General features: G+C 37.0%; 15 protein-coding genes. 12 read left to right on the plus strand and 3 right to left on the minus strand.

Going from position 1 to position 13,272, the window contains the following annotated elements; genetic code table 11:
• The first annotated feature begins 77 nt into the window (after positions 1-77).
• The 4 genes from HXK94_000630 to HXK94_000645 all read left to right on the plus strand — a co-directional run bounded on the left by HXK94_000630 (position 78) and on the right by HXK94_000645 (position 4,249).
• Entirely contained in the window at positions 78-629 is a 552-nt protein-coding gene (locus HXK94_000630; protein ID QTI96394.1) for a hypothetical protein, read from the plus strand.
• Positions 630-787: 158 nt separating this feature from the next.
• Entirely contained in the window at positions 788-1,855 is a 1,068-nt protein-coding gene (locus tag HXK94_000635) for a S1 RNA-binding domain-containing protein (protein QTI96395.1), read from the plus strand.
• A gap of 92 nt (positions 1,856-1,947) precedes the next feature.
• Positions 1,948-3,735, plus strand: coding sequence for a translation initiation factor IF-2 (gene infB, locus HXK94_000640; GenBank protein QTI96396.1), 1,788 nt, complete (start codon positions 1,948-1,950; stop codon positions 3,733-3,735).
• Positions 3,736-3,835: 100 nt separating this feature from the next.
• Complete coding sequence (locus HXK94_000645; protein ID QTI96397.1) at positions 3,836-4,249, plus strand: hypothetical protein; 414 nt, start codon at positions 3,836-3,838, stop codon at positions 4,247-4,249.
• Positions 4,250-4,278: 29 nt separating this feature from the next.
• Here HXK94_000645 and fmt read toward each other — a convergent pair whose 3' ends face one another.
• Positions 4,279-5,166, minus strand: coding sequence for a methionyl-tRNA formyltransferase (gene fmt / locus HXK94_000650; protein QTI96398.1), 888 nt, complete (start codon positions 5,164-5,166; stop codon positions 4,279-4,281).
• 2 nt (positions 5,167-5,168) lie between these two features.
• Positions 5,169-5,750 carry a peptide deformylase gene (def, locus tag HXK94_000655; protein QTI96399.1) on the minus strand — a complete coding sequence of 194 codons (582 nt, stop codon included), beginning with the start codon at positions 5,748-5,750 and terminating at the stop codon, positions 5,169-5,171.
• A gap of 354 nt (positions 5,751-6,104) precedes the next feature.
• Between def and HXK94_000660 the strand changes: the two genes are divergently transcribed.
• From HXK94_000660 to HXK94_000670, 3 genes are all read left to right on the plus strand, one after another.
• Positions 6,105-6,665, plus strand: coding sequence for a hypothetical protein (locus HXK94_000660; protein ID QTI96400.1), 561 nt, complete (start codon positions 6,105-6,107; stop codon positions 6,663-6,665).
• A gap of 89 nt (positions 6,666-6,754) precedes the next feature.
• Positions 6,755-7,036 (plus strand): hypothetical protein, encoded by a 282-nt coding sequence (locus HXK94_000665; GenBank protein QTI96401.1) that lies wholly within the window; start codon positions 6,755-6,757, stop codon positions 7,034-7,036.
• A 32-nt stretch (positions 7,037-7,068) separates the two neighbouring features.
• Complete coding sequence (locus HXK94_000670) at positions 7,069-7,416, plus strand: hypothetical protein (protein QTI96402.1); 348 nt, start codon at positions 7,069-7,071, stop codon at positions 7,414-7,416.
• On the opposite strand, the gene priA is transcribed toward HXK94_000670, so the two are convergent.
• A complete protein-coding gene (priA, locus tag HXK94_000675) occupies positions 7,413-9,377 on the minus strand; it encodes a primosomal protein N' (GenBank protein QTI96403.1) in 1,965 nt (654 codons plus the stop codon). The genes HXK94_000670 and priA overlap by 4 nt on opposite strands.
• A gap of 99 nt (positions 9,378-9,476) precedes the next feature.
• Here priA and HXK94_000680 point away from each other — a divergent pair, with 99 nt between their 5' ends.
• From HXK94_000680 to HXK94_000700, 5 genes are all read left to right on the plus strand, one after another.
• The gene (locus HXK94_000680) at positions 9,477-9,797 is read left to right on the plus strand and encodes a hypothetical protein (GenBank protein ID QTI96404.1); all 321 of its coding nucleotides are present in this window, start codon (positions 9,477-9,479) and stop codon (positions 9,795-9,797) included.
• Positions 9,798-9,806: 9 nt separating this feature from the next.
• Complete coding sequence (gene recJ, locus HXK94_000685) at positions 9,807-11,441, plus strand: single-stranded-DNA-specific exonuclease RecJ (protein ID QTI96405.1); 1,635 nt, start codon at positions 9,807-9,809, stop codon at positions 11,439-11,441.
• Positions 11,441-12,436: a glycosyltransferase family 4 protein gene (locus HXK94_000690; protein ID QTI96406.1), complete on the plus strand. Its 996-nt coding sequence runs from the start codon at positions 11,441-11,443 to the stop codon at positions 12,434-12,436. Before recJ ends, HXK94_000690 begins: the two co-directional genes overlap by 1 nt.
• Before the next feature lie 118 nt (positions 12,437-12,554).
• Positions 12,555-12,773: a 30S ribosomal protein S21 gene (locus HXK94_000695; protein QTI96407.1), complete on the plus strand. Its 219-nt coding sequence runs from the start codon at positions 12,555-12,557 to the stop codon at positions 12,771-12,773.
• 52 nt (positions 12,774-12,825) lie between these two features.
• Positions 12,826-13,263 (plus strand): GatB/YqeY domain-containing protein, encoded by a 438-nt coding sequence (locus HXK94_000700; GenBank protein QTI96408.1) that lies wholly within the window; start codon positions 12,826-12,828, stop codon positions 13,261-13,263.
• The last annotated feature ends 9 nt before the right edge of the window (positions 13,264-13,272 follow it).

Here is a 13,272-nt window from a genome sequence, read left to right on the forward strand (position 1 = left end):
AAAACTTGACAAAACTGTTCGGGGGGGGGGGGGGTATAATTAGAGCGTAATTTTTTAATATTTTTTTAAGGAGAAATGTGAATAATTTCAACTCATTTAACACTCAGCCGAAATGTTTAGAGAAAGAAGTAGATAAATTCGGTAATTTAACATATGACAAAACGGGAACGAACCTTGATAATCTTGTTGACGATCTTAGACACGGCTATAGGGAAAGAAGTTTTGTTGCTACAGCTGATGCATATAAAGATACTTTATTTCAAAGGCTTGTTGGTGCAGGAAATTACGTTGCAAATACGGGGCAAGAACCAATTTCATCTGTGCTAAAAATGGATAACGGCAATTATATTGTTACTCATGCTGGCTTTATGGGATTGGTTAAAACTAACAAAGAAGGTAAAGCACAGCTAGAAGATCTTATTGATATGAACGATAAGGATGAAGATTTCAATCCATACAAAGGTCTTACTATCGGCCAACCAACTGATAGAGGAAATACTCCTGTAGCGCTAACAATTCTTAATAGGGGAAATAGAGGTGTTCAAGATTCACACGATAATACGGATTATCTGGAGTTTAGAAAAGGCTTGAGTCGGCAAATTATAGACTACTACGAAAATATGAAATAAACTATACATCAAAAAATAACCTTCAAAAACGAGGGTTATTTTTAGTTTTAATGCTTGAAAAATCTTTAAAAATCTGTTAAAATGGTAGCAATCTATTGGGCAGGTTAATTTTAGCTATGTTCAAAGAAATACAATTAAGGAAGGAGTCTTAAAGACTAATGGCTGAAGCCAAAAAACTAACTATGGACGAATTGTTGGCGTCTGCTCCAGAGAGCGTAAACCAACTAAACCAAGGCGAAACTGTTGAAGGTAAAATTCTTTCAGTTCGCAAGCACGAAATCTTGATTGACTTGGGTGCTAAAGGTGTTGGATTTGTTCCTCGCCGAGAAGCTGGTCATTCAAAAAATCTTGTTGAAGGTGAAACAGTAACAGCAAGCGTTGTTGATACAGAAATGGACAACGGAATGTCACTACTTTCTCTTCGAAAAGCTGCGAAAGATCGCGGTTGGGAAGAAATTATTGCAAAAATGGAAAACGGTGAAACTATCGAAATCGTTCCATTTGACGCTAACCGAGGTGGCTTGCTTGTTGAATACGAAGGAATCCGCGGATTCTTGCCTGTATCACAACTTTCAGCAGAACACTACCCACGAGTTGGTGCAAGCGACAAAGATGAGATTTTGAGCCGATTGAATGTTCTTATCGATAAACCAATCAGCGTTCGAATCCTTGACGCAGATCGCAAAACTAACAAGTTAATCTTTAGCGAAAAAGAAGCTATCAAAGATGGTTTGAACGAACGATTTGATAGCCTAAAAATTGGCGACGTAGTTGAAGGTGTTGCTACTGGTGTTGTTGATTTTGGTGTTTTCGTAAATATTGAAGGAATTGAAGGTTTGGTGCACATTTCTGAAATTTCCTGGGAACGCGTAAACAATCCAAAAGATTACGTTAAAGTTGGTGACACTATCAAAGCTAAAATCATCGCTATTGATAAAGATCGCTTAAGCCTTTCAATGAAACAACTAACTGAAGACCCATGGCTTTCAGAAGTTGAGCAATTCAAAAAAGGTTCGAAAGTTGAAGGAACTGTAACTCGAATTACGCCTTTCGGCGCTTTCGTAAAAATTAGCCCAGCGATTGAAGCGCTTGTTCACGTTTCAGAACTTGGCAAAGGCAACGATGTTAACCCAGAAAATATCTTTACTCTAAACGAGCGAAAAGAATTTGTAGTTATTGACATCGACAAAGAAAATCGAAAAATTTCTCTTAGCCTTGTAAAATAATTTAAGCATTCTTGCGTTGAACAGTCGGAAATCGGTTTCGAAATCGGTTTCCGAACTTCAGCTTAAGAAAATAAAAAACCAAAGGAGGTTGTATGAGTCAGAAGAAAATTGTAAATATCACAGATTCGATTACTGTTGATGAGTTGGCTGGGGCCTTAAATCTTTCTGTTACAACTTTAATTGGCGAACTTTTTAAAAACGGAATTGTTGCGACGATTAATCAGCGAATAGATTTCGAAACGGCGGTAATTGTTGTTGAAGAGCTTGGGCTAAAAGATGTTGAGCTTAAAAAGAAAGCTAAAGCAGATGAAGTGACTTCTCGCTTAAATAAATTGCATGAAGTGTCAGAGAATGCGAAACCTCGCCCACCAATTGTTGCAGTTATGGGTCACGTTGACCACGGAAAAACAACGTTGCTTGATACGATTCTTGGAACGAAAACGGTTTCGGGTGAAGCTGGTGGAATCACTCAACATATTTCAGCCTATCAAACCGAAAGAAAAGGCCGAAAAATTACACTTCTTGATACGCCGGGTCATGAAGCTTTTGCGGCTCTTCGTCAACACGGAGCAACCCTAACAGATGTTGTTATTATCGTTGTTGCGGCCGATGATGGTGTTAAGCCTCAAACTGTTGAAGCAATTCGCTTTGCGCAAAATGCCAATGCAAAAATCGTTGTTGCAATTAATAAAATGGATAAAGACACAGCAAATAAAGATCGTGTCATGGCTGAACTTTCAGAACGCGGCTTGATGCCAGAAGAGTGGGGTGGCGATGTAACAATGGTGCCGATTTCTGCCAAAACTGGCGAAGGTATCGATAATCTTCTTGATATGGTGATTTTAACAGCTGATCTAGAAGAGTTGCGCGCTGATGTGGATATTCCTGCTGAAGGCTTGGTTATTGAGTCGCACATGGAAGTTGGAAAAGGCTCTGTTGTTTCGCTTCTTGTCGAACAAGGTGATCTAAAACAGGGTGGATTCTTGGTTGCTGGAACAACTTATGCGAAAGTTCGAACACTTCAAGATTACAAAGGTGATGCACTCAAAATTGCTGGTCCTTCAACACCTGCAACGGTAACGGGCTTTAAAGAGTTGCCTCAATTCGGTGATGTCTTCAAAGTAGTTAAAAGCGAAAAAATTGCGCGACATCTTGCACAAAAAGCTAAAATCGAAGCTGCTCAAAATGCGGCAACAGCCAATGTTACAGGTGCGGATTTGCTAAAAATGATGAACCAAAAACATGACGCAGAAGATTTTAACATTGTTATTAAGGCTGACGTTCAAGGTTCACTAACATCTGTTTCAGATAGCCTCAGGTTGATTGAAACTGGCGGTGAAGTTAACTTAAATATTATTAGTAGCGGAATCGGTAATATCACTGAAAACGATATCCATTTGGCGGCCGCTGGTGAAAAAACAATTATTTATGGCTTTAACGTTGAGCTTTCACCGGCGATCAAAAAAATTGCGACACGCGATCGTGTTGAAGTTCGAATCTATAAAGTTATCTATGAACTTCTTGACGACGCGCGCGCAGAAATGGAAAAACTTCTTGCGCCAGAAGTTGTTGAAACCGAGGTTGGTTCATTGGATGTGAAAGGTGTTTTCCGCACAATGAAAGAAGAAATCATTGCTGGTGGAGAAGTAAAATCTGGTCGCGTTTATGCTGGTTTGCTCGCTCGCGTAATTCGAAAGAAAGAGCAAATTGCTGAGGTTGAAGTTTCGCACGTTCAACGTCAACAACAAGAGGCAAAAGATGTTATTGAAGGTGAAATGTGTGGACTTTCGCTCAAGACTAAAAAGAAAATTCAGCTAGAAGTTGGCGACAAACTTGAATTCTTTACACGTGAAGTTGTTGCTCGCAAGCTAAAGGGTTAATCTTTAAAATAAAAGGCGGTAATTTTACCGTTTTTTATTTAATTATTGAAAAAACATTACGCTTGTGCTAAAATATAGATAATTAAGTAAAGGAAAGAGAATGTTTCAATTAGACGATAAATTTTTTGAAGGAATTGGCATTGAACGAATGTCGCCAGAAGAAGCAGCGGTGTTTAAGCAACACGTTCAAGAAGAACTCGAAGCTCGAATCGGTGAACGGATTATGGATGGTTTTTCAAGTGAAAAACTTGAAGAATTTGAACAAATTATGGATGATGCTCCAGGGTTCGTTGACAATTGGCTAAGACTAAACGTTCCAGACTTTCGAAATGACAAGACTTTTGCAGCGTTAGTTCAAAACAACAATGGTCAAGAGACTCGTCAAGTTATATCTGAATTTGCCTCATTGAAGTGGCTTGAAATTAACCGCCCAGATTTCAATCAAATCAGTATGCTTGTAATTAAAGAAATGCAAGACGAACTTAAAGCAAATATCGATAAAATTTTTAGCTAAAATATAAAACCGCGCAGAAGAGCGTGGTTTTATTTTAGATAGCCGTTTTCAAAGCTTTTAGCAGCGGTTTCTTTACCGTTTGGTGTGATTAGTCTTTCAATCTTTAAAAACGTTCCTTCGGCGAATTTTAACGTTAAAGGCGAATTTTCAGGGTTAGAACTAACTACTTTTGCGCTTTTAACGATTATTAAATGCTCACCGAGCTTAATTTTACTTTTTGGAAAAATTTCGAAAGCACGAATTTGCTGTTCGGCTTGCTCTGCAGTTTGCTCATCTTGAGAAAGAAGGGCGTCACTTTTTTTAAGAAGTTGGCAATATTCAGCTTGCGAATCATCTTGTTTTAGTCCTTTAATTTCACCAGAGATAATTTTTGGTAAATCCCGCACAAGCATTTCGGCGCCGATTTCACCACAAGTTTTATAAAGATCGCTTGCGGTTTCGGTTTTCAAAAGCTCAATTTCTTCTTGTGAATAAACATCGCCTGCATCCATTTCTTTCGAAAGTTTCATTAGTGAAACGCCAGTTTTTTCATCACCGTTTAAAATTGCGCTTTCAATTGGGCTTGAACCGCGATATTTAGGCAAAAGTGAAGGGTGAACATTCACAATAGCGGGTGTGAATAAATCGATGATTTCTTGCGGAATAATCCGACCAAAAGAAACCAAAACTCCCGCAGGTTTTTCGAATTTTTTAACGAAGTCGGTAATTTCTGACATTTTTTGCGGTTGAAGTACTGGAATATTAAACTTTTCACCAATTTGCTTCACTTTTGGCGCTTGAAACTTTTGCCCGCGACCTTTTCGAGAGTCGGGTTTGGTGATAATTCCGGCAATTTCGAAGCCTTCATCAATAAGTTTTTGGAGTGAAACGGCCGAAAAATCTTCCGTTCCAAAAAAGATTATTGGAGTTTTTTTCAAGATTATAAATCCTCCCACAGATCAGAGTTGTTTTCGATATCTTTTTCGTAGTTTAATGGTTGTAATTCGCCATCTTCGTCAAGTTGGTAGAAAGCGTCTTTTTTATCGCGAATATGATCAATGAAAAGAACGCCATTTGTGTGGTCGATTTCATGTTGAAGCACACGCGCAAGAAAATCTTCGGCTTTAATTCGAACTTCGTTGCCGTGAATATCAAGCGCTTTAACGCGAACTTTTGATGCGCGAGGAACTTTGCCGTAAATTCCTTTAATCGAAAGACATCCTTCAAAATCAACATCTGTTTTTCCTTCGAATTTTGTAATTTCAGGATTGATTAAAGCGGTAAATTCTTTATTATTTTTATCGTCCAAATCACTTCGAACAATAATAATTTTATAAAGTTTGTTAATTTGCGGTGCAGCAATTGCGGCCGAAATTTCGTGCGGGTGAGCATTTTCCCAGTCAAGGCTAGCATCAATCATATCTTGCACAATTTGGCGAACTTCATCTGTGATAACATGCACACGTTCGCATTTTTTGCGCAAATTTTGGTTAGGTAAGGTTATAATATCTTCTTTTTTCATTGTTTTTATTATACCATTTTTAGGGTAAAAAAGCTACAAGATCATTGATTTCTAGGTTTGATTATGGTAAAATCTAATACTCGAAGAAAGTAGTCTCAAGGTTAACGAGCTATATAGCTCGTTTTTTAAAGAGAAAGGTTAATTTTGAATATATATAAATCTTATAAATATTGGGAAGTTCTGCATTTATACGAACACATTATCGTGGATGAATTCTGGCGAAGAATGCATGAAGGAGGATGGGTTTACTTTGAGGACTATTCGGTTTTAGGTTTCACTTGGCCTAATAGTGGGATTACTGAAATATCTTTAAAGTCGAAAAATGAAAATATATATTCGGAATTTGAAAAATTTATGGATCAAAACTTGCAGATTGAAGATTGGGAAATTGAAAAATACGCTAATCAAATTTTTGCAGAAGAGCAATCTTGGCAATTTGATGATAATTTTAACTTGAGTAAAATTCGCAAAATGTTGAATGAAATTCACGCTTCGAAATATTTTTTCGAAAAGCCAATTTTAAGATTTAAGCCTCACGAAACGAGCGCGTTTTCCTCGCAATATTTTTCGAAGCCGAGAAATCGGCGTGATATTTTGCGAATTTCGGTTGAATCTGAAAATGCTAAAACTCGAGATTTTTTGCTTGAAAATCTTTCGCGATTCATTGGTTTTAGCTTTGGTTTTTATCACTTTAAAAATCGGGATTTCAAGAATTCTCGAACGGGATATTTTTCAATTGGAACTTATTCGCACCGCGATGTTTTACGTGATTTCGACGAGCTGATTTTGGATGAAATTTCAGATTTTTTGCGTGAAGATTTTTCGAAAACAGTAAAGAGTAAATATTTTGAAAAGTCGAAAGTTATAATTCATTTCAACCAGCGAAGAGAAACGCTAAATCTAGACATTTTTTAAAAACTCTTGACAACATACATATATGCACACTACAATTAGGAGTAGAAGTTTTGATTAGTGAATTTTGGTTGTTTTACTAGGAGGTAAATATGGACGAAATAACTACAAATATAGAAAAGGAGTTTAACATAGAGTTGGGCCCTGTAATAGATAGGTATTTTGACAGAGATATGCCCGATCAAAGTATATATTTTTTTGAAAAATATGCTTTAATCGTTACTGATTATTTTAGCGATGATGAAATAAAAACATTTTACCCGAAAAAAATATCGGAATATGGCAAAGAATTTAAAAGATATATAAAAACTAATAGTGGCGATATCGGAATTCTATCTTCTGACGGTTGGATTATTTTGGCGGAGATGGATTAACCTTTGCTCTTTAAAGTATAAGGAGTTATTTCATGAAAGAAATTACAGATTTTTTAGATCTAATAAAACCAGAAAATGACAGGGAAATGTTTTCGGCGTTGATTTATCTTGCGTTGATATTTTTCGAAACGGATAATTACGAAGGTATAGAATATCTTGCGAAAGATTATTACGGTCAATTGGTTTCTAAAGGGCGAGGTTTTTCTAATCCTGATAGTAAATTTTCGCCAAGCGTGGTGGAGTTTGGCGAATTAACTGGCTTTATGCTTGAAGATATTGAAAAGGTAAAATCTGGCAAAATAACAAAAGATGAAGCAAGAAAAGCTAATTTAGATTATTTAAAGAATTACATTTTTAACACTTTGAAAAAAGACAATTAAATCAATCCTGGTGGGTCTAAGTCAACGCGCCACTGTGGCTTGCCTTGAAACTCGCGTGCAATCTCTAAAAGGGGCGCGCGTTTTTTGCTTTTAACTACAATTTGCCAACGATAAGTTTCGCCTACGCGCTCATAAAAAGCTGGCGTTGGACCAAAAATTTGTACATCTTTCGAAAATTTTTTGCGAATCTCGTGCGCTTCTTTCTGTGAATTTCGTACGGCTGAAATCTCGGTTTTATATACGCAGGTTAATTTTAACAGATATACAAAAGGTGGGTAGTTTTGTTTTTGGCGATTTTTAATTTCGAAATTATAAAATCCAGCGTAATCTTGATTTAAGCCAAATTGGATCGACGGAGCTTCAGGTTGATAAGTTTGAATAATTACATTTGATTCGCTAGAATGCCGCCCAACACGACCAATCACTTGTGAAATTAACTGAAAATTTCGCTCGCTCGAAGTAAAATCAGGCAAAGCTAATCCCGCATCGGCCTGAACTACGCAAACGGTTTTTAATTTTGGTAAATCTAGACCTTTTGCAATAACTTGGGTGCCAATAATAATATCAATTTCACCGTTGCGAATTTCACTATAAAGCTTTTCGACGGTTTCATTTTTGTCACTATCTGCATCGAAGCGTGCAACTTTTTTCTGCGGAAAGAGTTTTCGAATTTCTTCTTCGATTGCTTTTGTACCGATTCCTTTATGGATAATTTCTGCTTCACCGCAATCTGGACAAGAAATTGGTGGGCGTTCTTTGTGCCCACAAATATGACATGACAATTGAAATTTATCGGCGTGTAAAGTTAGCGGAACAAAACAATTTGGACAAAGTGCCATCCATCCGCAATTGTGGCAAAGTGTAATACTGGCCGAACCACGACGGTTGTGATAAATTAAAACCTGTTTATTTTCGCTTAAAGTTTGCTCCATTTCGGCGAGCATTTTTTTCGAAAAAAAGCGGTGGTTTTTCGAATCTTTTTTTGTTAAATCAACTAGTTCAATTTTTGCTGGTTGAGCTTCTTTTTTGGCGAGTTCGGTTAGTTTAATAATTTCGTTTCCGCCATTTTTTTCAGATAATTCGGCTAAGAAATAATCTTCAATTAGCGGTGTTGCAGAGCCAAAAATTGCTTTAAAATTAAAATTCGAAGCCAAAAAACTGCTTGCGCGTAAAGCAGAATATTTTGGTGTTTGATCTTGTTTGAAACTTGGCTCGTGACACTCATCAATTACAATTAGCCCCAAGTTTTTTACGGGCGCAAAAAGGGCAGAGCGTGCACCAATAATAACTTGCGGTTCGGGGTCGTTCAAAATTTTTAACCAAGTTTTGTGGCGTTCAGCTTCAGTTTGGTGTGAGTGAATGATTTTAATATTACTAAAATGTTTTTCGAAATTCAAAACTAGTTGTGAAGTTAATGCGATTTCGGGAACTAAAATTATTGCGGATTGCTGGTTGGCTAAAATTTTTTCGGTTTGATTTATATAAATTGAAGTTTTTCCCGATCCGGTAATTCCATGAAGAAGAACTGTTCCGGAGTGAATTTTATCAAGTTTTTTGATTGCGTTTTGTTGTTGGCTTGTGTATAAAAAATTTGAACAGCTCTCTTTTTCATCTGTTAATTTGATTTTTTCTTTTTTTGAAGAACGGCGATTCTTGCCTAAACCGGCTGGTAAAATTCCGCTCAAAACTTGCGAAAGAGGCGTCGCATAATATTGGCTCATCCATTTCGAAAGTTCAACTAAATGTTTTGGAATTGGCGTTTTTTCGACTATTTTTAGAATCTCGCGAGTTTCGAAATCTGGTTTTTCGACTTCTTTAAAAACCACACCAAACATATTTTTTTTGCCAACAGGAATTTGTACAATTTGGCCGGTTTCGAGTTTTTCTTTTGAGGCATAAGTAAAAACTTCGCTATTAGTGCGAACAATTTTTAACGGTGCAACTTCAAAATAAAAATCCATATATCTTTATTTTACATCAAAAGGTTTAAAAAATAAAATAAATATAGCTTGCGAAAAAAGCTAAAATTTTGTAAAATAGAAATACGAAAAGGTGAGGATATGGTAGATTTAGATATTTTTATTACATCACGAGTTAAGCGAAAAATTGTCGTATTTTTTGTTACGTATCCAGTTATTAAAATGCACTCTCGTGGCCTTGCCAAACTTTTAAAAGAAGATCCAGGAAACATTCAACGCGAACTTGCCAAGCTTGAAAAAGCCGGATTTTTATTTAGGGAAAAGAAGAAAAATACCTATACTTATTTTGCGAATACGAATTTTTTGTTTTTCTCCGAATTGCAGTCTATCGTAGTGAAAGTTCGCGAGCAAAACAGTGTTGCGCGTTCAAACAATTATATCGAGAGGTCTGTTAAAAGATAGAGTTCGCGAATGACGGTTGAACAAATTTTTGAGCAAATTTTAAAGAATCGTGGAATTTCAAAAGAGAATCGTGAAGCTTTTCTGAATCCGAATTATGATAACCAGCACGATCCTTTTTTGTTGCCGGATATGGAAAAAGCGGTTGAGCGATTACTTATTGCCCACAAAAAACAAGAAAAAATTACAGTTTATGGCGATTATGATGTTGATGGTGTTTCAGCTTCAACAGTGATTTTGGCAGCTTTCGAAAAATTCGGTTTTAAAAATGTGGATTATTTTTTGCCCGATCGTTTTAAAGATGGCTACGGAATGAACGAGCGTGGCGTGAGAGTTCTTGCGGATCGAGGAACGAACTTAATTTTAACGGTTGACTGTGGAAGTTTAAATCACGCTGAAATTGATTTTGCAAAAGGTTTTGGAATCGATACAATCGTAACGGATCACCATAACATTGCCGAAGTTCAACCAAATGCAGTTGCGGTTGTAAATCCGCGCAGAAAAGAAAACAAATATCCGCAGGCTGAAAATTTTGCCGGCGTTGGAGTGGCGTTTAAATTGGTTCAAGCGCTTCAAACCAAACTCGAGGGCTTTCCTGCTGGCCAAGAAAAGTGGCTACTTGACATGGTGGCGCTCGGCACCGTTTGCGATATTATGAAACAAACGGTCGAGAATCGCCAAAACACTTTTTGGGGGCTAAAAGTTCTTTCGAAAACACGCCGAGCTGGTTTGAAATCGATGCTTGCACTAGCTGGCGTGAAAGAGCCGAAAAGTTCAACGCTTGGCTTTATCATCGGCCCACGAATCAATTCGGCTGGTCGGCTTGAAACTGCCGAAAAGGCATTAGATTTAATGCTCGAAAAAGACTCTTTTGTTGCTTTCGAAAAAGCCAAAAATCTCGATGATTTAAATAAAAAACGCCGTAAAATTCAACACGAAGCGCTCGAAATTGCAATTCAAAAAGCCGAAGATTTTAAAAATAATAAGGTTTTGGTTGTAGCTGATGAAAGTTTTAACGATGGAATTATTGGAATTGTGGCGAGCGGATTGCTTGAACGTTTTAAAAAACCAGTTTTTGTGATTTCGATTGAGGGCGATGTAGCAAAGGGTTCGGCGCGTAGTTTTGGTGATTTTTCGGCGAGTCAAGCAGTGCAAAATGCAAGCGAAATTATTATTAAAGGCGGTGGTCACGATGCGGCCGCGGGCGTAACTTTGCCAACTTTAAAAATTGATGATTTTCGAAAAAGCGTGAACGATTTTTACGATTCATTAAAATTAAAAAACCAGCTCGAAAAGCTTTTGCCAAAAGTGGATGTTCAGCTTGAAGATTTTTCGCCAATTTCATTAGAACTTTTTGAGAAAATTTCGCTTCTTGAGCCTTTTGGAAATGGGAATGAAGAGCCAACTTTCGAAATTAAGAATGCTTGCGTAATTGCACGCCAAGAAATGGGCGATAAAAATCAGCATCTGAAAATAACTTTAAGTGATGGCGAGCGTGAAATCAAAATGTTAAAATTTAATGCACCAAAAGATTTTTTTGCCGAAATAGATGAAAAAGTTGACGTGATTTTTTCGCTAGGTTTAAATGAATGGCAGGGTCAAAAAAATGTTGAAGGTCAAATTTTGCATTTAAAGAGGAGGAAATAATGAAAGTTTTATTATTTAGAGATGACGAAAAAATATTCGCAAAAAGTGGCGTTGGTCGCGCAATGAAGCACCAAGAAGCTGCGTTAAAATTAGCCGGCGTAGATTTTACTACCGACTCATCTGAAGATTTTGATATAATTCATCTAAATACTATTAATCCAAAGTCTTATTTATTGGCAAAAAAGGCTCGCAAGAATGGTAAAAAAGTGGTTTTTCATGCACATTCCACTGAGGAGGATTTTCGAAATTCATTTGCGCTTTCGAATCTTGCGGCGCCAGCTTTTAAAAAGTGGCTCGTGAAGTGCTATAACACCGCTGATGTAATCTTAACGCCAACCGAATATTCGCGTGATTTGCTTTTGAAATATAATTTGAAAGCGCCAATTATCCCAATCTCGAACGGAATAGATCTTTCGCAATTTTCGAAAAATCCAGAAAAAATCAAAGCTTTTCGAGAGTATTTTAAACTCAAAAAAGATGAAAAAGTTGTGATTTCAGTGGGGCATTATTTTGAGCGAAAAGGTTTACCAGATTTTATGGCGGTGGCTCGTGATTTTCCAGAGGTAAAATTTATTTGGTTTGGTCACACGCCGGCTGCGGCGCTAACTGAACATGTAAAGAAAGCGATTCGAAAAAAACCTGAAAACGTAATTTTGCCGGGTTATATTTCGGGCGAAATTATTCAGGGTGCGTTTATGAGTGCAGATATGTTCTTTTTCCCGAGCTACGAAGAAACTGAGGGGATTGTTGTTCTTGAGGCTTTGGCGGCGAAATGCCAGGTGCTAGTTCGAAATATTGGTGTGTATGATTCTTGGCTTTCGAAAAATGAAAATTGTTTTATGGGTAAAAACAACGAAGAATTTACAGAGGCGATTGAGAAATATTTGAGCGGTGAAGTTAATTCAACTGTTGAAAAAGGTTATGAAGTTGCAAAAAGTAAAAGCCTCGAAAAAATTGGTGCGCAACTTAAAAGAATCTATGAAGATTTGATCTAGGCTTTTATAAAAAAATTAATAAGATATTTAGTTTCTATTTTCGTAAAATCGTTCAAAATTGGGCGATTTTATTTTCTTCTTGCTTTTTTAGAAAAACTTTGGTAAAATAGTAATCAGTATGAGTATTAGTGTAACAAGGAAAGACCAGAAAGAAGCTAACGAAAATATCATTCGTCGCTTTAATCGAAAAGTTCTACAAAGTGGAGTTTTGAGCGAAGCTAAAGCATCAATGCGATTTTCAAAGCCTCTAAGCAAGGTTGAACGACGCAAAAAAGCAATCGTTCGAAATCAACGCCGTGCTGAAAAAGCACAAAAAATGCGACTTGGTATTCGCTAAAAAACAGATAAATTCCAGTCGAGAGGCTGGATTTTATTTTTAAAGGAGGAAAATGCTAAAAGAACAAATTAACGCCGATTTAAAAACTGCAATGCTTGCGCGAAATGCTTTCGAAACTACAGTTTTGCGAGGTCTAAAAGCTTCAATTTTGGACGAAGAAGTAAAACTTGGCAAGCGCGAAGAAGGTTTAAACAATGATGAAATTGAAACGCTAGTTGCGCGAGAAGTGAAAAAGCGCAAAGAAGCGGCCGGTTTATTAGATGAAGAACGTGCCGAAAATGAACTAAAAGAAGCCGAAATTCTTTCGAAATATTTGCCAGAAATGGCGAGCGAAGATGAAATTCGCGCAGCTGTAAAAGCTGAAATTTCAGCAATGGGTGAAGCTTCGATCAAGCAAATGGGTGCAATTATTGGCAAAATGAAAGCAAAATTTGGTAATTCTGCCGATGGTGCTGTTTTGGCGAGAATCGTGAAAGAAGAATTGAATTAAAATAAAAAA

This window comes from Candidatus Nanogingivalaceae bacterium (assembly GCA_015257795.3).
Classification (GTDB): Bacteria; Patescibacteriota; Saccharimonadia; order Saccharimonadales; family Saccharimonadaceae; genus Nanogingivalis.

Bases quoted from the DNA above. Each gene is read 5' to 3' on its own strand.
- HXK94_000700 (QTI96408.1), top strand. From the start codon at position 12,826: ATGCTAAAAGAACAAATTAACGCCGATTTAAAAACTGCAATGCTTGCG.
- def (QTI96399.1), bottom strand. From the start codon at position 5,750: ATGAAAAAAGAAGATATTATAACCTTACCTAACCAAAATTTGCGCAAA.
- HXK94_000660 (QTI96400.1), top strand. From the start codon at position 6,105: ATGGATCAAAACTTGCAGATTGAAGATTGGGAAATTGAAAAATACGCT.
- HXK94_000635 (QTI96395.1), top strand. From the start codon at position 788: ATGGCTGAAGCCAAAAAACTAACTATGGACGAATTGTTGGCGTCTGCT.
- HXK94_000665 (QTI96401.1), top strand. From the start codon at position 6,755: ATGGACGAAATAACTACAAATATAGAAAAGGAGTTTAACATAGAGTTG.
- priA (QTI96403.1), bottom strand. From the start codon at position 9,377: ATGGATTTTTATTTTGAAGTTGCACCGTTAAAAATTGTTCGCACTAAT.
- HXK94_000690 (QTI96406.1), top strand. From the start codon at position 11,441: ATGAAAGTTTTATTATTTAGAGATGACGAAAAAATATTCGCAAAAAGT.
- HXK94_000695 (QTI96407.1), top strand. From the start codon at position 12,555: ATGAGTATTAGTGTAACAAGGAAAGACCAGAAAGAAGCTAACGAAAAT.
- HXK94_000670 (QTI96402.1), top strand. From the start codon at position 7,069: ATGAAAGAAATTACAGATTTTTTAGATCTAATAAAACCAGAAAATGAC.
- infB (QTI96396.1), top strand. From the start codon at position 1,948: ATGAGTCAGAAGAAAATTGTAAATATCACAGATTCGATTACTGTTGAT.
- recJ (QTI96405.1), top strand. From the start codon at position 9,807: ATGACGGTTGAACAAATTTTTGAGCAAATTTTAAAGAATCGTGGAATT.
- HXK94_000645 (QTI96397.1), top strand. From the start codon at position 3,836: ATGTTTCAATTAGACGATAAATTTTTTGAAGGAATTGGCATTGAACGA.
- HXK94_000680 (QTI96404.1), top strand. From the start codon at position 9,477: ATGGTAGATTTAGATATTTTTATTACATCACGAGTTAAGCGAAAAATT.